Origin of the sequence: Planomonospora sp. ID91781 (assembly GCF_015711595.1) — a bacterium.
GTDB lineage: Bacteria > Actinomycetota > Actinomycetes > Streptosporangiales > Streptosporangiaceae > Planomonospora > Planomonospora parontospora.
In genome coordinates this window covers 419140-442442 of record NZ_JABTEY010000001.1, presented here as the reverse complement: position 1 = coordinate 442442, position 23303 = coordinate 419140, and the positions used below count along the sequence as shown (strand labels likewise).

At 67.5% G+C, this 23303-nt stretch carries 14 protein-coding genes and 3 rRNA genes; 7 read left to right on the top strand and 10 right to left on the bottom strand.

Annotated elements, in window-relative coordinates:
- Window positions 1–59: 59 nt before the first annotated feature.
- The gene (gene mgrA, locus HS048_RS01980; RefSeq protein WP_068902869.1) at window positions 60–1085 is read right to left on the bottom strand and encodes an L-glyceraldehyde 3-phosphate reductase; all 1026 of its coding nucleotides are present in this window, start codon (window positions 1083–1085) and stop codon (window positions 60–62) included.
- Complete coding sequence (locus HS048_RS01975; protein ID WP_307832340.1) at window positions 1082–3142, bottom strand: S9 family peptidase; 2061 nt, start codon at window positions 3140–3142, stop codon at window positions 1082–1084. Before HS048_RS01975 ends, mgrA begins: the two co-directional genes overlap by 4 nt.
- 622 nt (window positions 3143–3764) lie before the next feature.
- Here HS048_RS01975 and HS048_RS01970 point away from each other — a divergent pair.
- The 3 genes from HS048_RS01970 to rrf all read left to right on the top strand — a co-directional run bounded on the left by HS048_RS01970 (window position 3765) and on the right by rrf (window position 9101).
- Window positions 3765–5288: ribosomal RNA gene (locus HS048_RS01970) — 16S ribosomal RNA — on the top strand.
- 441 nt (window positions 5289–5729) lie between these two features.
- Window positions 5730–8853 (top strand): 23S ribosomal RNA (locus HS048_RS01965).
- A 131-nt stretch (window positions 8854–8984) separates the two neighbouring features.
- Window positions 8985–9101: ribosomal RNA gene (rrf, locus tag HS048_RS01960) — 5S ribosomal RNA — on the top strand.
- Together the 16S, 23S and 5S rRNA genes form the textbook arrangement of a ribosomal RNA operon.
- Before the next feature lie 149 nt (window positions 9102–9250).
- On the opposite strand, the gene HS048_RS01955 is transcribed toward rrf, so the two are convergent.
- A complete protein-coding gene (locus HS048_RS01955) occupies window positions 9251–10039 on the bottom strand; it encodes a PhzF family phenazine biosynthesis protein (RefSeq protein ID WP_196465969.1) in 789 nt (262 codons plus the stop codon).
- A gap of 210 nt (window positions 10040–10249) precedes the next feature.
- Between HS048_RS01955 and HS048_RS01950 the strand changes: the two genes are divergently transcribed.
- Window positions 10250–10630 (top strand): cell division protein SepF, encoded by a 381-nt coding sequence (locus HS048_RS01950; protein WP_231647566.1) that lies wholly within the window; start codon window positions 10250–10252, stop codon window positions 10628–10630.
- A 105-nt stretch (window positions 10631–10735) separates the two neighbouring features.
- On the opposite strand, the gene HS048_RS01945 is transcribed toward HS048_RS01950, so the two are convergent.
- From HS048_RS01945 to plsX, 3 genes are all read right to left on the bottom strand, one after another.
- Window positions 10736–12064 (bottom strand): hypothetical protein, encoded by a 1329-nt coding sequence (locus HS048_RS01945; RefSeq protein WP_230880691.1) that lies wholly within the window; start codon window positions 12062–12064, stop codon window positions 10736–10738.
- Between the two features lie 146 nt (window positions 12065–12210).
- Window positions 12211–13947 (bottom strand): arginine--tRNA ligase, encoded by a 1737-nt coding sequence (gene argS / locus HS048_RS01940; RefSeq protein WP_196465968.1) that lies wholly within the window; start codon window positions 13945–13947, stop codon window positions 12211–12213.
- Between the two features lie 131 nt (window positions 13948–14078).
- Window positions 14079–15065, bottom strand: a complete 987-nt coding sequence (gene plsX / locus HS048_RS01935; protein ID WP_230880953.1) for a phosphate acyltransferase PlsX — start codon at window positions 15063–15065, stop codon at window positions 14079–14081.
- A 457-nt stretch (window positions 15066–15522) separates the two neighbouring features.
- On the opposite strand from plsX, the gene HS048_RS01930 reads away from it, so the two are divergent.
- Entirely contained in the window at window positions 15523–16845 is a 1323-nt protein-coding gene (locus HS048_RS01930; protein ID WP_068902005.1) for a KamA family radical SAM protein, read from the top strand.
- A gap of 441 nt (window positions 16846–17286) precedes the next feature.
- Window positions 17287–18066: a hypothetical protein gene (locus HS048_RS01925; protein WP_068902007.1), complete on the top strand. Its 780-nt coding sequence runs from the start codon at window positions 17287–17289 to the stop codon at window positions 18064–18066.
- 105 nt (window positions 18067–18171) lie between these two features.
- On the opposite strand, the gene HS048_RS01920 is transcribed toward HS048_RS01925, so the two are convergent.
- The 4 genes from HS048_RS01920 to HS048_RS01905 all read right to left on the bottom strand — a co-directional run bounded on the left by HS048_RS01920 (window position 18172) and on the right by HS048_RS01905 (window position 21035).
- The gene (locus tag HS048_RS01920; protein WP_229798724.1) at window positions 18172–18333 is read right to left on the bottom strand and encodes a hypothetical protein; all 162 of its coding nucleotides are present in this window, start codon (window positions 18331–18333) and stop codon (window positions 18172–18174) included.
- A 350-nt stretch (window positions 18334–18683) separates the two neighbouring features.
- Window positions 18684–19208, bottom strand: a complete 525-nt coding sequence (locus HS048_RS01915) for a YbhB/YbcL family Raf kinase inhibitor-like protein (protein ID WP_196465966.1) — start codon at window positions 19206–19208, stop codon at window positions 18684–18686.
- A gap of 53 nt (window positions 19209–19261) precedes the next feature.
- Complete coding sequence (locus tag HS048_RS01910) at window positions 19262–20110, bottom strand: ABC transporter ATP-binding protein (RefSeq protein WP_231647567.1); 849 nt, start codon at window positions 20108–20110, stop codon at window positions 19262–19264.
- On the bottom strand, window positions 20103–21035 hold the full coding sequence (locus HS048_RS01905) for an ABC transporter permease (RefSeq protein WP_068902011.1): 933 nt from the start codon (window positions 21033–21035) through the stop codon (window positions 20103–20105). The genes HS048_RS01910 and HS048_RS01905 overlap by 8 nt, the downstream gene beginning before the upstream one ends.
- Before the next feature lie 496 nt (window positions 21036–21531).
- On the opposite strand from HS048_RS01905, the gene HS048_RS01900 reads away from it, so the two are divergent.
- Window positions 21532–23157, top strand: a complete 1626-nt coding sequence (locus tag HS048_RS01900) for an ABC transporter substrate-binding protein (protein ID WP_191895578.1) — start codon at window positions 21532–21534, stop codon at window positions 23155–23157.
- The last annotated feature ends 146 nt before the right edge of the window (window positions 23158–23303 follow it).

The window sequence follows — 23303 nt, the reverse complement described above, 5'->3', positions numbered from 1 at the left end:
TGGCTAGGACCGGTCCTGTCCACGACCGGTCCCGGCCACGGCCGGACGTCCCCGTACGGCTATCCGGCCCCGAGGTCGACGCCGGCCGCGGCCGCGTCCTCGTCGATGGCCGCCAGCTCCTCCGGGGTGAAGGAGAGGTTCCGCACCGCCCCGAGGCTGTCCTCCAGCTGCCGCACGCTGCTCGCACCGATCAGCACCGAGGTCACCCGCCGGTCCCGCAGTGCCCAGGCCAGCGCCATCTGCGCGAGCGACTGGCCGCGCGCCGAGGCGATCTCGTTGAGCCTGCGCACGTGCCGCATGGTCTGCTCGGTGAGCATCTCCGGTTTGAGGAAGTGCCCCAGCGAGGCCCGCGACCCCTCCGGGATGCCGCCGAGGTAGCGGTCGGTCAGCATGCCCTGCGCCAGCGGCGAGAACGCGATGCAGCCCGCCCCCTCCGCCTCCAGCACGTCCAGCAGGCCGCCCTCGATCCACCGGTTGAGCATCGAGTACGACGGCTGGTGGATCAGCAGCGGCGTGCCCATCTCGCGCAGGATCCGCGCCGCCTCGGCGGTCTGCTCCGGCGAGTACGACGAGATCCCGGCGTACAGCGCCCGCCCGGACCGGACCGCGTGGTCCAGCGCGCCCATCGTCTCCTCCAGCGGCGTGTCCGGGTCGGGCCGGTGGCTGTAGAAGATGTCGACGTACTCCAGGCCCATCCGCTTGAGCGACTGGTCCAGGCTGGCCAGCAGGTACTTGCGCGACCCCCACTCGCCGTACGGCCCCGGCCACATGTCGTAGCCCGCCTTGGTGGAGACGACCAGCTCGTCGCGGTAGCGGGCGAAGTCCTCCCGCAGGTGCCGCCCGAAGTTCGCCTCCGCCGAGCCGTACGGCGGGCCGTAGTTGTTGGCCAGGTCGAAGTGGGTCACCCCGAGGTCGAAGGCCCGGCGCAGGATGGCCCGCTGCACCTCGAACGGCTTGTCGTCGCCGAAGTTGTGCCAGAGCCCCAGCGAGACCGCGGGCAGTCTGAGCCCGCTCCTGCCGACCCGGTTGTACGGCTGCCGCCCGTCGTAGCGGTCGTCGGCAGCCCGGTAGTCATCGGAGGTCACTGCGCCGCCTTCGCGGTGTCGAGGATCCAGGAGAGGGTGAAGGCCTCCTCGCGCCAGGAGTCGTACCTGCCGCTCCGGCCGCCGTGCCCGGCGCCCATCTCCGTCTTGAGCAGGAACGGCCCGCCGCGCGCGGTGTCGCGGAGCCTCGCGATCCACTTGGCGGGCTCGTGGTAGAGCACCCGGGTGTCGTTGAGGCTGGTGATCGCCAGGATCGGCGGGTAGACCCGCCCGTCCACGTTCTCGTACGGCGTGTACGACTTCATGTAGGCGTACACGTCCGGGTCGTGCAGCGGGTCGCCCCACTCGTCCCACTCGATGACGGTGAGCGGGAGCGACGGGTCGAGGATCGTGTTCAGCGCGTCCACGAACGGCACCTCGGCGACCACGCCGGCGAAGGCCTCGGGCGCGAGGTTGGCGACCGCGCCCATCAGCAGCCCGCCCGCCGACCCGCCGCGCGCGACGACGCCGGAGGACCAGTCGGCGGCCTTGAGGTGCTCGGCGCAGGCGACGAAGTCGGTGAAGGTGTTCTTCTTCTGCTGGAACTTCCCGTCCTCGTACCACCGGCGGCCCATCTCGCCGCCGCCCCTGATGTGCGCGATGGCGAAGACGAAGCCCCGGTCCAGCAGGCTGAGCCTGGCCACCGAGAACGACGGGTCGACCGAGATCTCGTAGCTGCCGTAGCCGTACAGGACCGTGGGCGCCGGCCGCTCGGTGCCCTTCCGCACCGCGATGGAGATCGGCACGCGGGTGCCGTCCGGGGCGGTCGCCCACTCGCGGAACTGCTCGTAGTCGGCCGGGTCGTAACCGCCGAGCACGGGCTTGCGCTTCAGCAGGATCAGCTCCCGCGACGCCAGGTCGTAGTCGTAGACCGACGGGGGCGTGATCATGCTGGTGTAGCCGATGCGGAGCCGCCCGGTGACGAACTCGGGGTTCCCGGAGGGCGCCACGTCGTAGATCGGCTCCGGCAGGCCGATCTCGTACGGCTCGCCGTCCGCGGGCAGGATGCGGATGCCGGTGAGGCCGTCGCGGCGGAAGTGCACGACGGTGTGACCGGAGAAGGCGTCGACGTCCAGCAGTCGGGTGTCCTCGCGGTGCGCGATCAGCGGCGTCCAGGTGCCGGGGTCGTCGAGCGGGGCCGTGGCCAGCTCGAAGTTCTCGGCGTTCTTGTTGTGCAGGACCAGGAAGCGGTCGCCGGCGTGGTCGAGGCCGTACTCGACGCCGGTCTCGCGGGGCCGCACGACGCGGAACTCACCGGTCGGGCGGTCCGCCTCCAGGATCCGGATCTCGCTGGTGATCTTGCTTCCGGCGGAGAGGATCAGGTAGCGCTCACTGCGGGTGAGGCCGACGCCGATCCAGAACCGCTCGTCCTCCTCCTCGTGGACGAGCACGTCGTCGGCGGCCGGGGTGCCGACGGTGTGCCGGTAGACCCGGTAGGGGCGCCAGGCCTCGTCGACCGTCGTGTAGAAGAACGTGGTCCCGTCGGCGGACCAGGCGCCGCCGTAGAAGATGCCGGGGATCTCGTCGGTGAGGGTCTGGCCGGTGACGAGGTTCTTCATCTTGAGGGTGAAGCGCTCGTCGCCGGTGAAGTTCACCGAGTAGGCCAGCAGGGTGCCGTCCGGGCTCACCGCGCTGGTGCCGAGGGCGAAGAAGTCGCTCTCGCCGGCCAGCTCGTTGCCGTCGAGCATGACCTGCTCGCCGGGGAGCGGCTCACCGGCCTTGAGCTCCGGAGGGGTCTCCCCCGCGGCGGCGACCCGGCACTGGATGCCGTACTGCTTGCCCTCCTCGGTTCGGGAGTAGTACCACCAGTCGCCCTTGCGGGTGGGGACGGACAGGTCCGTCTCCAGGGTCCGGCCCTTGATCTCCTGGAAGATCGTCTCCTGGAGGGGTTTCAGGTGGGCGGTCATCTGCTGGGTGTAGGCGTTCTCGGCTTCGAGATAGGCGATCGTCTCGGGATCGTCCTTGACCGTCAGCCATGCGTAGTGGTCGATCACGGTGTCCCCGTGGTGCACGCGCTCGCTGGGGACCTTCTTCGCCGTAGGCGGCATCTCGCTGCTCACCCCGTCGAGTCTATGGTTCCGGCGGCTTCGGACCCGATCAGGGAATCAGCGCGTCCTCCGGTGCGTTGTCATGCTCCGGCCGGGCTCGAATGCGTTCATCCGGCGCGTCCCGGACCCGGCCCGCCCGGTTCGCGGTTCCGTCTCGAGCGGTCCCCGGGGACTGCTAATCTTTTGACGTCGCCGAGATCCGGCGCAAACCACTCCACTCACTCCGGTGACTTCGACGTGGTTTGCCGTGTTCTGTCGACAATCCCCTGAAACCAACGGCTTCAGAGATCGGTTCGCAGAACCGCTCAAGGGCTGGTAAGTTCGAGGGGTTGCCTCGGAAACGGGGCGGTCTGAATTCCAGAAAGATCGGCCAGACCGGGTCAAATTGACACGGAAAAGCGGATCTGAAAGAATAAAGACACAACGGAACGAACGAAACGCCCCGCGAGAGTGGCCTCACGGTCCGCTCGGACGGAGAACGCGTCCGTTTCTTGAGAACTCAACAGTGTGCTAAAAGCCAGTGCATGATGCACAACCCCGTCCCACCCGAACCCTGAGGGTCGGGAGGACGGATTCCTTTGGTTGGATCATCCATCATGGATGCTTTCAGCCGGGATGGGAACTGTTCAGACATTGTTTGGAGAGTTTGATCCTGGCTCAGGACGAACGCTGGCGGCGTGCTTAACACATGCAAGTCGAGCGGAAAGGCCCTTCGGGGTACTCGAGCGGCGAACGGGTGAGTAACACGTGAGTAACCTGCCCCTGACTCTGGGATAAGCCCGGGAAACTGGGTCTAATACCGGATACGACCCGCGGCCGCATGGCCTGCGGGTGGAAAGTTTTTTCGGTCGGGGATGGACTCGCGGCCTATCAGCTTGTTGGTGAGGTAGTGGCTCACCAAGGCGACGACGGGTAGCCGGCCTGAGAGGGCGACCGGCCACACTGGGACTGAGACACGGCCCAGACTCCTACGGGAGGCAGCAGTGGGGAATATTGCGCAATGGGCGAAAGCCTGACGCAGCGACGCCGCGTGGGGGATGACGGCCTTCGGGTTGTAAACCTCTTTCAGCAGGGACGAAGTTGACGTGTACCTGCAGAAGAAGCGCCGGCTAACTACGTGCCAGCAGCCGCGGTAATACGTAGGGCGCAAGCGTTGTCCGGAATTATTGGGCGTAAAGAGCTCGTAGGTGGCTTGTCGCGTCGGATGTGAAAGCTTGGGGCTTAACTCCAGGTCTGCATTCGATACGGGCTGGCTAGAGGTAGGTAGGGGCAAGCGGAATTCCTGGTGTAGCGGTGAAATGCGCAGATATCAGGAGGAACACCGGTGGCGAAGGCGGCTTGCTGGGCCTTACCTGACGCTGAGGAGCGAAAGCGTGGGGAGCGAACAGGATTAGATACCCTGGTAGTCCACGCTGTAAACGTTGGGCGCTAGGTGTGGGGGCCTTCCACGGTTTCCGCGCCGTAGCTAACGCATTAAGCGCCCCGCCTGGGGAGTACGGCCGCAAGGCTAAAACTCAAAGGAATTGACGGGGGCCCGCACAAGCGGCGGAGCATGTTGCTTAATTCGACGCAACGCGAAGAACCTTACCAAGGCTTGACATCGCCCGGAAAGCTCTAGAGATAGGGCCCTCTTCGGACCGGGTGACAGGTGGTGCATGGCTGTCGTCAGCTCGTGTCGTGAGATGTTGGGTTAAGTCCCGCAACGAGCGCAACCCTTGTTCCATGTTGCCAGCACGCTCCTTCGGGGGTGGTGGGGACTCATGGGAGACTGCCGGGGTCAACTCGGAGGAAGGTGGGGATGACGTCAAGTCATCATGCCCCTTATGTCTTGGGCTGCAAACATGCTACAATGGCCGGTACAGAGGGTTGCGATACCGTGAGGTGGAGCGAATCCCTAAAAGCCGGTCTCAGTTCGGATTGGGGTCTGCAACTCGACCCCATGAAGTCGGAGTCGCTAGTAATCGCAGATCAGCAACGCTGCGGTGAATACGTTCCCGGGCCTTGTACACACCGCCCGTCACGTCACGAAAGTCGGCAACACCCGAAGCCCGTGGCCCAACCCACTTGTGGGGGGGAGCGGTCGAAGGTGGGGCTGGCGATTGGGACGAAGTCGTAACAAGGTAGCCGTACCGGAAGGTGCGGCTGGATCACCTCCTTTCTAAGGAGCACCGGTCCGCAGGCCACCTGGTGGCCGGCGGGTCCATGCCGGGTCCGCGGGCGAGTGTCCCGCGCTCGGCGCGCTCATTAGTGGAGCACTGGTTATTCGGTTCGGCGTGGTCGCCGGCCGGCTAGTACCGCCTGATCGCCTCTTCTTCGGGAGAGGAGTCGGGAGTGGGAACGGCGGTCTGGGGGGTCATGCGGTTCCGGGCACACTGTTGGGTCCTGAGGAAACGGACCTTGCGGAGCGCGGCTCCCGCCGGGTGGCGGGCAGGTCGCGTTCCGGCTCGCCCCGAGTCGTCGGGGCGGGGGTTCGTGATGATCCTCGGACGGGGCCGATCTTCTGTCATACCGCTTGCCTGTGAGGGCGGGGTCTGGTGGCGGGTGGGGTCGGTGGCTGTTTGTTGTTTGAGATTTGCATAGTGGACGCGAGCATCTTTGTGGCCAAGTTTTTTAGGGCACACGGTGGATGCCTTGGCATCAGGAGCCGATGAAGGACGTGGGAGGCTGCGTTAAGCCTCGGGGAGTCGCCAACCAGACGTTGATCCGGGGATGTCCGAATGGGGAAACCTAGCACCCGTCATGGGGTGTTGCCTCCGCCTGAATGTATAGGGCGGTTGGTGGTAACGCGGGGAAGTGAAACATCTCAGTACCCGTAGGAAGAGAAAACAACATGTGATTCCGTGAGTAGTGGTGAGCGAAAGCGGATGAGGCTAAACCGTATGCGTGTGATAGCCGGCAGGCGTTGCGTGTGCGGGGTCGTGGGACCTTCTGACGGTTTCTGCCGAGACCGTAAGCAGTGAGAAATCCAGTGGGTAGTCGAAGTCTCTGGGAAGGGACGCCGTAGACCGTGAGAGCCGGGTAGGCGAAACCTGTTGGACTGCTGGAGGGGATCCCAAGTAGCACGGGGCCCGAGAAATCCTGTGTGAATCTGCCAGGACCACCTGGTAAGCCTAAATACTCCCTGATGACCGATAGTGCACTAGTACCGTGAGGGAAAGGTGAAAAGCACCCCGGTGAGGGGTCGTGAAATAGTACCTGAAACCGTGTGCCTACAAGCCGTAGGAGCGTGCACAGCTTGCTGTGCGTGATGTGACTGCGTGCCTTTTGAAGAATGAGCCTGCGAGTTATGGTGTGTGGCGAGGTTAACCCGTGTGGGGGAGCCGTAGGCAAACCGAGTCGGAATAGGTCGATGGAGTCTCATGCGGTCGACCCGACGCGGAGTGATCTAGGCATGGGCAGGTTGAAGCGTGGGTAAGACTGCGTGGAGGACCGAACCCACCAGGGTTGAAAACCTGGGGGATGACCTGTGTTTAGGGGTGAAAGGCCAATCAAACTCCGTGATAGCTGGTTCTCCCCGAAATGCATTTAGGTGCAGCGTCGCGTGTTTCTTGCCGGAGGTAGAGCACTGGATGGCCGATGGGCCCGACAAGGTTACTGACGTCAGCCAAACTCCGAATGCCGGTAAGTGAGAGCGTGGCAGTGAGACTGCGGGGGATAAGCTCCGTAGTCGAGAGGGAAACAGCCCAGACCACCGACTAAGGCCCCTAAGCGTGTGCTAAGTGGGAAAGGATGTGGAGTCGCAGTGACAACCAGGAGGTTGGCTTAGAAGCAGCCACCCTTGAAAGAGTGCGTAATAGCTCACTGGTCAAGTGATTCCGCGCCGACAATGTAGCGGGGCTCAAGTGCACCGCCGAAGTCGTGGCATTCACACATTGAGCCTGGCAGCGTGAGCTGTCTGGGTGTGTGGATGGGTAGGGGAGCGTCGTGCGGCCGGCGAAGCAGCCGAGTGATCGAGTTGTGGAGGCCGTGCGAGTGAGAATGCAGGCATGAGTAGCGAATCAGAAGTGAGAAACTTCTGCGCCGGATGACCAAGGGTTCCTGGGCCAGGCTAATCCGCCCAGGGTAAGTCGGGACCTAAGGCGAGGCCGACAGGCGTAGTCGATGGACAACGGGTTGATATTCCCGTACCCGTGGTGATGCGCCCATATCGAATCCAGTGATACTAAGGGTCCTTAACTCGATCGTCCCTTCGGGGATGGTGTCAGAGTGAACGCCTGGCCTGATCTGGTAGTAGGTAAGCGATGGGGTGACGCAGGAAGGTAGCCCATCCCAGGCGATGGTAGTCCTGGGGTAAGCAGGTAGGGAGAGAGGTAGGCAAATCCGCCTCTCATGTATCCTGAGATGTGATGCCGAGCCGATTGTGGCGAAGTGGGTGATCCTATGCTGCCGAGAAAAGCCTCTAGCGAGCATCAGTGCGGCCCGTACCCGAAACCGACTCAGGTGGTCAGGTAGAGAATACCAAGGCGATCGGGTGAACTGTGGTTAAGGAACTCGGCAAATTGCCCCCGTAACTTCGGGAGAAGGGGGGCCTTCGCTGGTGACGGGACTTGCTCCCCGAGCTGGTGGGGGCCGCAGTGGCCAGGGGGAAGCGACTGTTTACTAAAAACACAGGTCCGTGCGAAGTCGTAAGACGATGTATACGGACTGACGCCTGCCCGGTGCTGGAACGTTAAGGGGACCGGTTAGCGGGCGCAAGCCTGCGACGCTGAGAACTTAAGCGCCAGTAAACGGCGGTGGTAACTATAACCATCCTAAGGTAGCGAAATTCCTTGTCGGGTAAGTTCCGACCTGCACGAATGGCGTAACGACTTCCCCGCTGTCTCAACCGCAGACCCGGCGAAATTGCACTACGAGTAAAGATGCTCGTTACGCGCAGCAGGACGGAAAGACCCCGGGACCTTCACTACAGCTTGACATTGGCGTTTGGAGCGTCTTGTGTAGGATAGGTGGGAGACTATGAGGCTCGGACGCTAGTTCGGGTGGAGTCATTGGTGAAATACCACTCTGGTCGTTTTGAACGTCTAACTTCGGTCCGTGATCCGGATCAGGGACAGTGTCTGGTGGGTAGTTTAACTGGGGCGGTTGCCTCCTAAAGGGTAACGGAGGCGCCCAAAGGTTCCCTCAGCCTGGTTGGCAATCAGGTGTCGAGTGTAAGTGCACAAGGGAGCTTGACTGTGAGACCGACGGGTCGAGCAGGAGCGAAAGCTGGGACTAGTGATCCGGCGGTGGCATGTGGAAGCGCCGTCGCTCAACGGCTAAAAGGTACCCCGGGGATAACAGGCTGATCTTCCCCAAGAGTCCATATCGACGGGATGGTTTGGCACCTCGATGTCGGCTCGTCGCATCCTGGGGCTGGAGTAGGTCCCAAGGGTTGGGCTGTTCGCCCATTAAAGCGGTACGCGAGCTGGGTTTAGAACGTCGCGAGACAGTTCGGTCCCTATCCGCTGCGCGCGCAGGAGACTTGAAAGGGGCTGTCCCTAGTACGAGAGGACCGGGACGGACGAACCTCTGGTGTGCCAGTTGTTCCGCCAGGAGCACGGCTGGTTGGCTACGTTCGGAAGGGATAACCGCTGAAAGCATCTAAGCGGGAAGCTCGCCTTGAGATGAGGTCTCCCACCCGTGAGGGGTAAGGCTCCCGGTAGACGACCGGGTTGATAGGCCGGAGGTGGAAGCGCAGTAATGTGTGGAGCTGACCGGTACTAATAGGCCGAGGACTTGACCTCAAAGTTTATGCTTGGTTTCTGCAGCGCTCTGTATCCTCGCCGGGTCCGGAGCAGCGCGAAACCGGGGTTCTTGCTCGCGTCCACTAGGCAATTCTGAGACAACAGGCATCTGCTTGTGTGTTTCATGGGGTTACGGCGGTTATGGCGAAGGGGAAACACCCGGTTACATTCCGAACCCGGAAGTTAAGCTCTTCAGCGCCGATGGTACTGCACTCGGGAGGGTGTGGGAGAGTAGGTCGCCGCCGGACATTTGTTGAGTGAGGGCCGCCCTTCGGGGCGGCCCTTTCTTGTTTTCGCGGGGGTGTTTCCGGGGTGTGGTCCCGGGAGCCGGGGGTGGTCCCGGGACGGGGTGGGCCGTCCTTCGAGGGCGGCCCCCTTCTTCCGGTCCCGGGTGTCCTCAGGCGTGGAGTTCGCCGGAGAGCACGGTCACCGCTCGTCCTGTCAGCTCGACCCGATCGCCGCGCACGACCGTACGGATCTCGCCGCCCCGTTCGGAGAGCTGCCGGCCGACGAGAGCCTCCCTGCCGATTCTGGCCGACCAGTAGGGGGCGAGGGCACAGTGCGCCGATCCGGTGACCGGATCCTCGGGGACGCCGACCCTGGGGGCGAAGAAGCGGGACACGTAGTCCGCGCCCTCCTCCGCGGATTCGGCGGTGATGATGACGCCACGGGCGTCCACGGACGCGAGGGCGGCGAAGTCCGGCGAGGCGGAGCGAACGGCCGCCTCGCCCTCGACCTCGACGAGGTAGTCCCACTCGTTCCTGCCGATCCGGACCGGCGTGACGCCGAGCGCCTCGACGAGGCCCTCCGGAGGAGCGGCCTCCACGATGGCCTTCGCAGGGAAGTCCATCGTGAGCAGACCGTCCTCGTCGCGGGTCACGGAGAGGATGCCGCTCTTCGTGGAGAACTCGAGGGTCTCCGAGGCGGCTCCGGTGGAGTAGAGCACGTGCGCGGCGGCGAGCGTGGCATGCCCGCAGAGGGCGACCTCGGCCGCCGGGGTGAACCAGCGCAGGGAGTAGGGGCCGCCGTTCGCCCCGGCCAGCACGAAGGCCGTCTCGGAGTGCCTCATCTCGGCGGCGACGGACTGCATCCACGCATCGGGCGCCGGGTCGTCGAGCAGGCAGACGCCTGCCGGGTTGCCACGGAAAATCCGGTCGCTAAAAGAGTCGACAGTGTAGATGCGCATGACGAGATACTAGGGGGGTCATCGACGGGGGATTGAAGGCAGGCCTGGGGGGCAGGCAGGCCTTGACGTTGACCGTACGAATTGGAATTACACGCTGGGCGTGTCGCGTGGCGAACTTCTGGGCGTCGGCTAGCGTCAAAGGTGTAGGGACACACGCCGGACGAGGCGGAGTCCTGCGGAAAGGACGTGCCAATGGGGGCAGTGCGCAAGGTGGCGACATACCTTGGCCTGGGCGGGGCAGAGCATTATGACGACTCCTACGACTACGAGTACGAGGAAGAGATCGAGGCCGAGGACGAGAACTGGCGGCCGGCTTCCGAGCGTGCGGCCAAGCGCTGGCGTGCGGTGAGCGAGCCTTCGAGGATCGTGATGCTGACGCCGCGCAAGTACAACGATGCCCCCATCATCGGACGGCACTTCCGTGAGCGGCAGGCCGTGATCATGGATGTCAACGAGATGACCGCTGCGGAGGCGACGCGGATGGTCGACTTCGCGGCGGGACTGGCCTACGGCTGCGAGGGCCGCATCGAGCGGATCGCGGAGAAGGTCTTCCTGCTGGCCCCGGCCGACATGGAGATCACCAGCGGCTGATCGCCGACGTGAGACCGTCGCCGTCCCCTCGGGACGGCGGACCCCCCGTTCCGCCCCCGCCGCGGTCTCACGTCACCGCGGTCTCCTGCCCGGACGGGTCCCGGGTCAGCCTGCCCGGGGACCGCGCCGCAGCAGGCGGGTCAACTCGGTCAGATCCGAGGAGGCGGTCTGCGCGCGCTTCTCCGCCTCGCGGGCATACTCGTGCAGGGCCCACACGGCTCCGTCGGCGAGTTCGCGTAACTCGGCGAGTTGGGCCGCGACGTAGTCGGCGTCCTCCTGCTCGCGTGCACGCCGCTGCCAGAGCAGGTAGGCGCCTCCCGCCGACAGCAGGAGCGCGAGCGCCGCGGCCGGGAGAGGCGCCGGGACGAGGAAGGCCGCGGCCACGAGCACCGCGCCGAGGGCGAACAGGGCGTAGGCGGGCCAGGGGAGTCCTCGGGCCGGGACGCTCTCGGCCACCAGGTGTTCTTCGGCGGCGGCGAGCGAGGCGGGGTCGGGGCCCTCCGGACGGAGGGCCACGTCGTGCCCGAGCAGGGAGACGGTGACCGCGGAGGGAGGGGCGGCCTGGGTGGCCTGGACGAGTTCTTCGGCGGCGCTCCGCACGGCCGGTGCGGCCACGTGCAGGGCGATGGCCGCGAGCCGGGGGTCGGATCCGGGGCGCAGGTCCGCCAGGAGATAGTCGGTCAGGGACAGCGCCCGGCCGCCGGTCTCGTCGGAGACGATCAGTCGGCGCAGCACCGCCGCCGGTTCGTCCTCGGCGCCCGCCGCTCCGGGTCGGTGGGGCGTACCACCGGTGCCTTCACCCCGCTCCTCGCGGACCGAGGTGATCTCGACGCAGCGGCTGCGGAGCCGGGCCAGCTGGATGGAGGCGTGCACGGGCCGGGCCAGTTCGGGAAGCTGTGCGATCTCCGGGAAGTCGGCCAGCGACGGGGGGACCACGATCGAGGGTTCGTCGGGGGCCAGGGCGCGGAGCCAGCGGGCGGGATCGGAGTCGGCGGAGAGGGAGAACGCGTCGAGCTTTCGCAGCACGAAGATCTTTCCCGCCGGGCCGTACGCGCCGCGGGCGGCGGTGAGCCAGAGGGCCCGCTGGCCCGAGGTGACGGGCCGGTCCATGGAGAGGTCGCCGAAGGCGGTGCCGAACCAGGAGGCGTGGATGCGGTCTCCCTGGCCGGCGGCGGCGAGGGCGAGGCAGAGGAAGAGCGCGGTCCTGCGCTCGTCGCACTGGGCGGCGCGGCCGAGGGGGCCCAGCGCGTCTTCGCCCCGGGAGAGGGCCGCCAGGGCTTCGACGGCCGGGGGCAGCCAGTGGCCGGGCGCGTCCGTCAGCTCCCGCGGCGGTGGTGCCGGGAGTGCGTCGGTGGAGAGACTCGCCAGGAGTGCGTCGGCATAGCGGTGCAACTCCGCCCCGGCGTGGGGGGTCGCGGTCAGGTCCGTGCTCAAGGGCGGGGAACTCTTTCGAAGTCGTGACCGTTGACCGCGCCAGCGTAGTCCGCTGCGGAGATCACCGTTGGGAGGCGCGCCGTACCGGTCTTTGCCGGACGATCACCTGGATTTGACGAATCCGGGTGATCGTCCGGCGGACGGGGTCACATGCGCTCGGGCACCGGCACACCGAGGAGGTCCAGACCGGTCTCCAGCACGCGGAGGGTGAGGGCGCACAGCGCGAGGCGCGAGGCGCGGGTGGCCTCGTCGACGCCCTCCTTCAGGACCGGGCAGTTCTCGTAGAACGCGGTGAACGCGCTGGCGGTCTCGAAGAGGAAGGTGGCGACCTTGTGCGGGGCGGAGCCCTCCGCCATCTCCTCGACGGCCGCGCCGAACCCCAGCAGTCGCAGGGCCAGGGCGCGCTCGGCCGGGTGGCCGAGGACGATCGGACCGGTGGCCTCCGCCGGGGCGACGCCGCCCCTGCGGAAGATGGAGCGGATGCGGGCCGTGGCGTACTGCAGGTAGGGGCCGGTGTTACCGGTGAGGGCGAGCATGCGGTCGAAGTCGAAGACGTACTCGCTGTCGTGGCTGACCGACAGGTCGGCGTACTTGACCGCGCCCATGCCGACCGCGTGGGCGATCTCGGCGCGGGCGGCGTCGTCGTATTCGCGGTCCGCGATGACGGCGGCGGCGCGGACGTCGGCCTCGTCGAGCAGCTCCAGCAGCTTGATCGACTTTCCGCTCCGGGTCTTGAACATCTTGCCGTCGCTGCCGAGCACGCTGCCGATCTGGACGTGCTCGGCGCGGACGTGGTCGGGCAGCCAGCCCGCGATCCGGGCCGAGTCGAACAGCATCGACATGTGCAGGGCCTGCGTCGCGCCGATCACGTAGAGGATGCGGTCGGCCTTGAGGTCCTGGACGCGGTAGCGGATCGTGGCCATGTCGGTGGTGGCGTAGCCGTACCCGCCGTCGCTCTTGCGGATCATGAACGGCAGCGGCTGACCCTCCCGGCCGGTGTAGCCCGGCGGGAAGACGCAGAGCGCGCCGTCGCTGACCACGGCGATGCCGCGGTCCTGCAGCTCGTCGCAGACCTGGGAGAGCATGGCGTTGTACATGCTCTCTCCGGCGATGTCCTCGTCGGTCAGGGTGACGCCGAGCCGGTGGTAGACCTTGTTGAAGTAGCGGACCGTGGCGTCCATGAACAGGTGCCACAGGCGCATGGTCTCCGGCTCCTCGGCCTGGAGGGTCACCACCCGGGCGCGGGCGCGCTTGTTGAACTCCGGATCGGAGTCGAACTTCACGCGGGCGGCCTGGTAGTACTCGTTGCCCTCGCCGGCTTCGAGCTGGGCGACGGCGGCCTCCTCGCCGATGTCCAGGAGGTGCTCGATGAGCATGCCGAACGGGGTGCCCCAGTCGCCCAGGTGGTTCTGCCGGACGACCTTGTTGCCGAGGTGCTCGTGCACGCGGACCAGGGCGTCGCCGACGATGGTCGTGCGCAGGTGGCCGACGTGCATCTCCTTGGCCGCGTTGGGCGCGGAGTAGTCGATCACGACGGTCTGCGGCGCGGACGCCGCGGCGACGCCGGTGCGCGGGTCGGCGAGGATCTCGGCGGCCTGGCCGGCGATCCAGGAGTCGTCGAGCGTGATGTTGAGGAAGCCGGGGCCGCTGACCTCGACGGTGCCGGGGAACGCGCTCTCCGCGGTGAGCCGATCGGCGATCTCCTGGGCGACCTCCCGCGGGGCACGTCGCAGGCGCTTGCTCAGGCTCATCGCGACGTTCGCCTGGTAGTCGGCGAACTGCGAGGGGCGGATCAGCGGGTCTGCGTCGGAGTACTCGGCACCGAAGGCGGCGGCCAGCGCCTGCTGGACGCGCTCGGTGAGGACGAGCTGCGGGTCGGTCATGTGCCAAGGATATCGGTAGTGCCGCCGTGACTCCGGGACATTACGCGCATACTTGATCATGGACCGTCATGGCCGCCCGTCTTCCCGCGGTTCCGGAGCCGGAGGGGAGTCGTCCGGTGCGGCCCGCGCGGTCACCAGAGGCGGTGCGGCCGGTGTGCGTGGCCGATGCGTTCGCCGATGCGGGCCACCACGCCGCGGTGGGCCAGCGCGGCGGCCAGCTCGCAGGCGGCGCTCACGCCCGGCGCCTGCGAGGCCCCGTGCGCGATGACCACGGTGCCGTTCAGCCCGAGCAGTACGGCGCCGCCGTACGCCTCGGGGTCCAGCCGGCGGCGGAGCTCCATGATGCGCCTGCGCTGCAGCAGCCCGCCCAGCCGGGCGGTGCGGCTCTCCTGGATCGTCTCGCGCAGCTCGGCGAAGGCGTAGCGCACGCTGCCCTCCATGGTCTTGAGCGCCACGTTGCCGGTGAAGCCGTCGGCGACGATGACGTCCACGGCCCCGGTGAGCAGGTCGTGCCCCTCGACGTTGCCGGTGAAGTCCAGGCCGGGGGCGGCCGAGAGCAGTTCGTGCGCCCGTTTGACGAGCTTGTTGCCCTTGCCGGGTTCGCTGCCGATGGTCAGCAGGCCGATGCGGGGCCCGGTGATGCCGAGCGCGGTCTCGGCGTAGGCGGCGCCGAGGTGCGCGAACTGGACCAGCATCTCGGGCTTGACCTCGGCGTTCGCTCCGGCGTCCAGGAGGATGGAGGGGCGCGGGCGGGTGGGCAGGGCCACCGCGATCGCGGGGCGGAGCACACCGGGCTGTCCCTTGAGCCGGAGCTTGCCGGTGGCCACCACCCCGGCGGTGGAGCCCGCCGAGACGACGGCGCACGCGTCGCCGCGCCGTACGAGGTGGCAGGCGACGGCGATGCTGGAGCGGGGGCGGCGCAGGCTGGCGAGGGCCCCCTCGTCCATCGCCAGTGCCTCCTCGGCGCGGACGATCGGGATCTCGGCGGTCGCGCCGTGCCGGGCCAGCGCCTCGTGGATCGGGCGGGGTGCGCCGACGAGGACGACGGGGACCCCGTGTTCCCGGACGGCCTGCACGGCTCCGGCGACGATCTCGCCGGGGGCGTGGTCGCCGCCCATCGCGTCCAGCGCGACGGGAGCGCCGGAGACGTCGGCGGTGTCAGGCAAGCGGTCACCTCGTACGGGATGGGCCCCGCGTCGTAGGCGCCGTGATGCCGGGCGGCGGTCACCTCGTGCGGGGCGGGATCCCCGCATCGTAGGCGTCGCCGCCGGGTGTCACACAGGCGGGGGCGATCAGGGAGCGCTCGGGATGTTCCAGTCGGTTCTCTCCCGGGAGCCGACGACCTTGCCGGAGGTCACCCGGCCGGTGACCCGGATGACCGGGCCGCGGAAGCGGGAGCGGTCATGGCCCGAGTCTAGACGAGATCAAGATATATCGCGATGGATGTGCCTGTGAGTTCGGTATCGGATGGAACCGATTCCGGGTGTGGAGGCGTCCGGTGTGTAAGCGTTCTCGACGCGCGAGTGTCCGAAGAGGTTTACGTGAGGAAGATTAAAAAACGAGAGGAAACACTTAGTGATCTTGAAAGAGACGTCCACCCGGGGGTTCCGCGCCTACACGGCGAAACACCTCGACGACCTGCTGCGGCGGGCCGGCCTCGACGAGGATGAGCGGCTCCGGATCCGGGCGGTGGCGACCGTGCTGCCCTTCCGCACCAACGCCTACGTGGTGGAGGAGCTGATCGACTGGTCGGCCGTGCCCGAGGACCCGATCTACCGGCTGGTCTTCCCCCAGCCCGACATGCTGCCCGCCGCGGACGTCGCCCGGCTGGCGGGCCTGCTGCGCGACGGCGCCCCGAACGCGCGGCTCCAGGCGGCCGCGAACGAGGTGCGGGCGCGGCTCAACCCGCATCCGGCCGGGCAGCTCGACCTCAACGTCCCGCGTGTCGGGGCCGAGCCGGTCCCCGGGATGCAGCACAAGTATCCGGAGACGGTGCTGTTCTTCCCCAAGCAGGGCCAGACCTGCCACGCCTACTGCACCTACTGCTTCCGGTGGGCGCAGTTCATCGGGGAGCCCGACCTGAAGTTCGCCTCCGACGACGTGACCGCGCTGGTGGCCTATCTGCGGGCCCACCCCGAGGTGACCAGCGTGCTGCTGACCGGCGGCGACCCCATGATCATGGGAGAGGCGGTGCTCCGCCGCTACGTGGAGCCGCTGCTGGAGGTCGAGCAGCTGGAGTCCGTCCGGATCGGCACCAAGTCCCTGGCCTACTGGCCGCAGCGGTTCGTCTCGGACCCGGACGCCGACGACACGCTCAAGCTGCTCGCCTCCGTGGTGGACGCGGGCAAGAACCTCGCCTTCATGGCCCACTTCTCCCATCCCCGGGAGATGGACTCCCCGCTGGTGGAGGCGGCGGTGGCGGGGATCCTCGGCACGGGGGCGGTGATCCGCACCCAGGCGCCGCTGATCCGCACCGTCAACGACGACCCTGCCGTCTGGTCGTCGATGTGGCGTCGGCAGCACGTGATGGGCATGGTGCCGTACTACATGTTCGTCGAGCGGGACACCGGGCCGCAGGACTACTTCGCGGTGCCGCTCGCGCGGGCCCACGAGATCTTCCGGGACGCGTACGCGGAGGTCTCGGGGCTGTGCCGTACCGTGCGGGGGCCGTCGATGTCGGCCACGCCCGGCAAGGTCTGCGTCGACGGCGTCGCGGAGGTCGCCGGGCGGAAGGTCTTCGTGCTCCACCTCATCCAGGCGCGCGACCCCGGGCTGGTGGGCAGGCCGTTCTTCGCCGAGTACGACCCCGAGGCGGTGTGGCTCACCGACCTCCGGCCGGCCTTCGCCGACCGCTTCCCCTTCGAACCGGCCGAGGCCGGGACGCGGCTGTCCGCCTGATCGCGTCCGGTCAAGCCGTTCCCCGGTGACGGGAAAGCCCGGGCCCGCGGTTCGCCGGAGCCCTTTTCCCGTCTCTTTCCCCGCGGTTCGCCCGGCGATCGGGAAGACGCTTCCCGGCTTCCGGGATTTTTCCGGCGTACGGGAACCAAGGCGTTCTCATTCATGGGGACATTTCCGTTTTCGTGGCCTCGCGGGACGGGCTCCCGGACCCTCACGTGCAGGTGGGGAGCCCTCCCGGTCCTTGCTTCAACAGGTGCTCTGGTCATCGTAAACAGGCCGGAACACCCGACGCGGCGGTGATAGAAATTCGCAGGACAGCTTCCGGTCGGTGCACCCCCTGTAATCCTCTCAAACCGCGCCACCGGCGAAAACGGAGTCTTGGGGCCCGCGTTCTCTGAAATGTCAGGGAAAACGGGCTGATCACGAGCTGGGAAGGCAATCATGAAGCGAGTCATCAAGACGGCCGTGGCCGTTGCGGCACTGGGGCTGGCGGCGGCGATCTGCACGCCCGCCCAGGCGCAGTCGATCCCCTCCCTCGGCGGTCAGGACGCGACCGAGACCGTCTCCATGGCGATCCGGGGGCTCGCCGGCGGGCTCACCGGCGGTCGGCTGGACGGCCTGGCGGGGGGTCAGGGACTGGACGGCCTGGCGGGCGGGCAGGGACTGGAGGGCCTGACGGGTGGGCAGGGCGCCCCGCCGGTCACCGACGGAGTGTTCGGGAAGGCCTCGGCCGCCGTCGAGCGGCTGCTGGGCGTCCCCGCCGAGCAGCTGACCCAGGGGGGCGCCCCGCTGCGGGGCATCACCGGTGAGGCGGGACCGCTGGCCGGGACCACCGACAGCGCCGGGCACCTCGTCGGCGCCACGAACGGGCTGACCCATTCCGGGGCGCGCTCGGTGGAGAACGTCCAGGGGACCGTGGAGGGCGCCGAGGGCCTCACCCACCAGCGGCCCCGGGTCGAGGGCCTGGTGGACGGCCTGAACCAGGCGGTCCCGCAGGGAGCCGAGCGGGCGGGCACCGTCGCCCCGCTCGTCGGCGGCCTGGCCCCGGCCGAGGCCGGCCCGCTCGTGGGCGCGGTCGAGCCGGTCACCCGCTCGGCCTCCATCGACGAGCTCTCGCCGCTGCTGGGCAACCGCAGCGCGCAGAGCGGCGAGGCGGCCGCCGGAACGCTCGACTCGGTGACCGGCGTGGTCCGGGGCGTCACGGAGGACCTCACCCGGTAGCCGCTTTTCCGGGTGCTCCGTACGGAGGTCCGGGCACACGCGCGAGGAGACCGGCCGGTGCGCACCGGCCGGTCTCCTCGCGTGCGGGGCCGGGGCGGGAACCGCTCAGTCGCCGGGGGTCCGGACGGACGTGCGGCGGGCGATCTGGGCCTGGAGCCTGGCCATCTGCCAGTGCAGCTCGATGAGCTGCTGGGTGAGCTGGAGATGGGGGATCTCGGACGGATCTTCTGCGGCCAGGTGGTCGATCGCGGTCGACAGCTCTCGCATCGCGTGCCCCCACTCCATCATCTTCCAGCGGCTTCTCGATTTTTCGCCCGGCAGGAGAACCGCTCACCTGTCACGGCTCTGCTCTCCGAAGCGGTCAGGGCTCGGCCGTCGCCCACCTCGGTGGAGGGAAGCGGGAAGCCGCTCCCTTGGGGGAATGGAGGAGTCACGACGGCTTCCTAGGTAGAATCCGTTGCTCGAACCGGCGTTCGAATCATAACCGAACATCGGTCCCGGTGTCAGTCGATCGCCTCACGACTCGCCGTGCGGCGGCGCCGGACGGGTCCGTCTGCGGCCTCGTCGTACCGGCGCCGCCGGGGTCGGCGGTCGCGCTCGGCCCACCTCGTGGACGCTCAGCCCACCTCGTAGACGGGCGCGAGGTGGCCGCGGGCCAGGGTGGCGGCGGTGATGTTGAAACCGATCACGGCCGGCGGGGCGTCGGCGTCCACGCCGAGCTTCTCCACGCCCAGGGCGTGGACGGCGAACAGGTAGCGGTGCGGGTGGCCGGGCGGCGGGGCGGCGCCGCCGTACTCCTTGGTGCTGTAGTCGTTGCGGCCGTGCAGGCCGAAGCGGGTGTCGGCGTTGCCCGCGCCCCGGGGCAGCTCGGTGACGTCGGCGGGGATGTCGTACAGGAGCCAGTGCCAGAACCCGCTGCCGGTGGGGGCGTCGGGGTCGAAGCAGGTGACCGCGTAGCTCCGGGTGCCCTCCGGGGCGCCCGACCAGCGCAGGTGCGGTGAGACGTTGCCGCCGGACATGCCCCAGCCGTCGAAGACGTGGGCCTCCGGAAGGGGCTCGCCGTCGCGGACGTCGTCGCTTTCGACGGTCAGGGCGGGGACGGGCGGCAGGAAGTCGTACGGGATGGGTGGCCGTGAGGACACCGTTCACCTCCGGTGGGAGCGTCGTTTCGGACGCTCCTCATCCTGCCCGGTCGTCAGCCCTTGTTGTAGGCGGCGAGCACCGTCTTCGGGTCTCCGTCCATCTTGATCTTGCCCTTGTGCAGCCAGATGACCCGGTTGCAGGTCTCCTCGATCACGTCGAGGTTGTGTGCGACCAGGAAGACCGTGCCGGCCTCCTCGCGCATCTTCTTGATGCGCTCCTGGCTCTTGCGCTTGAAGTCGCGGTCGCCGGTGGCCAGGGCCTCGTCGATGAGCAGCACGTCGTGGGCCTTGGCGGAGGCGATGGCGAAGCGGAGCCGGGCGCCCATGCCGGAGGAGTAGGTCGACATGGGGAACTGTACGAACTCCCCGATGCCGGAGAAGTCGACGATGTCGTCGTACTTCTCCTTGACCTGCTGGGGGTTGAGCCCCATCGCGTAGCAGCCGAGCACGATGTTGCGCTCGCCGGTGAGCTCGCGCATCAGGGCGGCGTTGACGCCGAGCAGGGAGGGCTGGCCGTCGGTGTAGACCGCGCCGGAGTGCGGGGGGAGCAGGCCGGCGATGGCGCGCAGCAGGGTGGACTTGCCGGAGCCGTTGCGGCCGACGATGCCGATGGCGTCGCCGTGGTAGGCGACGAAGGAGACGCCGCGGACGGCGTGCACCTCCTTCGTCTGGGGGCGGCCCTGGCGCTTGAGGAGGCGCATCAGGGCGTTGGCCGCGTTGCCCTTCTCCGCGTCGGTGGCGGCGCCGTACACCCGGTAGATGATGTGCAGGTCGTCGACGACGACCGTGGGGGTGCGGGCCGGCTGCGGGGGCTCGGGGTCGGGATGCACCCGGACGTCCGTGCTGGGGGCGCCGGGTTCCTCGGCCTTCACTCGGGACAGCTCCTCGGTCGACTCAGCCACGGCCGTACTTCTCCTCGGCTCGCCAGAAGTACCAGAAGCCACCGATCAGGGCGAACAGTGCCCAGAATACGCAGACGATCCAGATGTGCGACGGCCCCTGGTAGGAGCGCATGAGCAGGTCGCGCATGAGTTCGATGTAGGCGGCGGCGGGATTGAGGTACATGGCGTCGGCGATCCACTGCGGCAGCCCGGCGCTGAGCACGCGCTGCTCGATGGCGAAGAACACCCCGGAGGTGTAGAGCCAGGTGCGCATGATGAAGGGCAGGAGCTGGTTCAGGTCGCGGGCCGTGGCGCCCACCCGGGCCAGGACCAGGCTGGCGCCGACGTTGAACATCGTCTGCAGCAGCAGGGCGACCGGGACGAGCAGCCAGAGCCACGTGGGGGCCTCACCGGTGAGGGGCACCAGCACGACCAGCACGCCCATGGAGATCAGCAGCTGCTGGAACTCCTGGATCGTGTAGGCGAACGGGAGCGCCGCGCGGGGGAAGTGCAGGGCGCGGATCAGCGAGAGGTTGCCGGAGATCGACTTGGCGCCGCCGCTCACCGCGCGCTGGGTGTAGGTGAAGACGAACATCCCGGTGATCAGGAACGCCGTGTAGTTCTCGATGTCGCCCTTCGCGCCGAGGATCAGGCCGAACATCAGCCAGTAGATCGCGGCGTTCAGCAGCGGGGTGAGGACCTGCCAGAGCTGGCCCAGGGCGGAGTTGCTGTACTTCGAGACGTTGCGCGAGGTCGCGTACGTCATGACGAAGTGCCGCCGCTCCCACAGCTGTCGCAGGTAGGCGGGCAGGCTCGGGCGTGCGATGGCACGCCGAAGACCGTGGCGCGCGGCGAGCTCGGCCAGCGGCTCCTGCCCCTTGGCGGGGGTGCCGTCACTAGGGCCGCCCGCCTGGGCGTCCGCGATGGCGGATTCCGGCTGGCTCATGGCAAGGACTCTATTGGATGGTGGTAGGTGACATGCCTGCGGCGGTGGGCCCGCCGCACATTGGACGGGGGCTCAGGCCGGGAGGTTCCCTGCGGATTGGGGGGATTCTTCCGGGGGTGAGGCCCCTGCCTCCAGGCCAACGGTAGCCCAGGTGCCGCCGGGCGCGGACCCCAGCGTGAGCACCCCGGTCGCGAAGGTATCTTGGCGGGGCCATTCCTGTGCCACATATGCATTAATGTCTCTTTTGTATGCATGTGGGAGTCTACGTCACGCGGAGCGGTCGCTGTGTGACGCCTGGCGACGCGCGCGTGACCGAACTGCAACACCACGGAGACGACCCGGTGTGGAGCGGTGCGGAATAGTCGCGTCCGACTGGTGTGGCGTCAGTGCGTTGGCCGGGTCAGCGGGGGCCGAGGTGCGCGCATCCTCCGCCTGGCTGCCCCGGGCATCGGAGCTCAGTATCGACGCCCACCTGTAAAGGGAGGATTTACCACAAATGCGTGTCACCAAGGGCGCGAAGATCATCGCCGGTACCGTGCTGCTCGCGCTGGGGCTCGCCGCATGTGGCAGCGGGACCTCCGCGGACGGGGTCGCCGGGGCCGACCAGCCCGTGCGCATGAAGATCGGCGAGCCGCAGAAGCTGTTCTACCCCGCCGACAGCACCGAGGCCGAGGGCGCCGAGGTCATGGGGGCGATCTTCGCCCCGCTCGTGAAGTACGACGAGAACAAGCAGGTCATCGACTTCGTCGCGGACTCGATCTCGTCGACCGACAACAAGGTCTGGACGATCAAGATCGAGCCGGGGTTCACCTGGCACAACGGCGAGAAGCTGATCGCGCAGAACTACGTGGACGCGTGGAACTACGCGGCCAACCAGGAGAACGCGCAGGGCGGCAACTACTTCTTCGCCCGCATCCTGGGCTACGACGACCTGAACCCGGGTGAGGGCAAGACCCCCGTGACCACGGAGATGAAGGGTCTGCGGGTCATCGACAACGAGACCTTCCGGGTCACCCTCAGCCAGCCGTTCTCCCAGTTCAGGACGATGCTCGGCTACACCGTGTTCTACCCGCTGCCCAAGGCCGCCTTCGGCGACGACGGGAAGATCACCGAGGCGTACGCCAGGCAGCCGATCGGCCAGGGCTACTTCAAGATGGACAAGCCCTACAACAAGGGCACCGACCAGACGATCGAGCTGACGCGCTACGAGTACTTCCCCGAGGTCAAGCCGAAGTTCAAGAAGCTGCGGTTCATGATCTACACCAGCGCCGAGACGGCCTGGAACGACCTGCAGGGCGGCACGCTCGACATCCTCGAGCAACTCCCGCCGTCGGCGATCTCGACCGCCAAGGAGCTCGGCGACCGCTACATCGACCAGGCCGACGCCGGCGTGGGCTACGTGGGCTTCCCGCTCATGGCCAACAAGGCGTACGAGAACCCGCAGATCCGCCAGGCCATCTCGATGGCCATCGACCGCAAGACCATCACCCAGACGGTCTTCTCCGGCACGCGCGCCCCGGCCGACGACTTCATCAACCCGCTGCTGGACGGCTACCGCCCCGGCGCCTGCACGGCCTGCGCCTACGACCCGGCCCAGGCCAAGCGGCTGTACGACGAGGCCGGCGGGCCGAAGCAGCTGGAGCTGGCCTCCAACATGGACGGCGGGCACAAGGAGTGGATCGAGGCGGTCGCCAACAACCTCCGCTCCAACCTGGGCATCGAGGTCACGGTCCGGCCGTTCGAGAAGCTCCAGCAGATCCTCGACGAGCTGGACACCAAGAAGTACGGCGGCATGTACCGGATGGGCTGGAGCATCGACTACCCGTCCGCGGAGAACTACCTGACCCCGATGTTCGCCACCGGCTCCATCAAGACCGGTTCGAACTTCTCCGGCTACTCCAACACCCAGTTCGACGAGCTCGTGGCCAAGGGCGACACCGCCACCAGCCAGGAGGAGAGCCTGAAGTACTACCAGAAGGCCGACGACCTGCTCCTGCGCGACCTGCCGATGATCCCGATCTTCTTCTACCGGTTGAACGCCGCGTTCTCCGAGCACGTCCGGGGAGTCAAGATCAACCTGATCAACCAGGTCGAGTGGACCACGGTCGAGAGAGCGGCCTAGGACCCGCGGAAGCGGACCGCACCCGGCCCGGCGGCCCTGCCGGACCCCGACGGAGCCCACCCGGCCCCGGCGGGCTCCACCCGGCCCCGACCCGGGCCACCGGGTCCTGACGGACTCCGTCCGGTCCCGACCTGACGGACTCAACC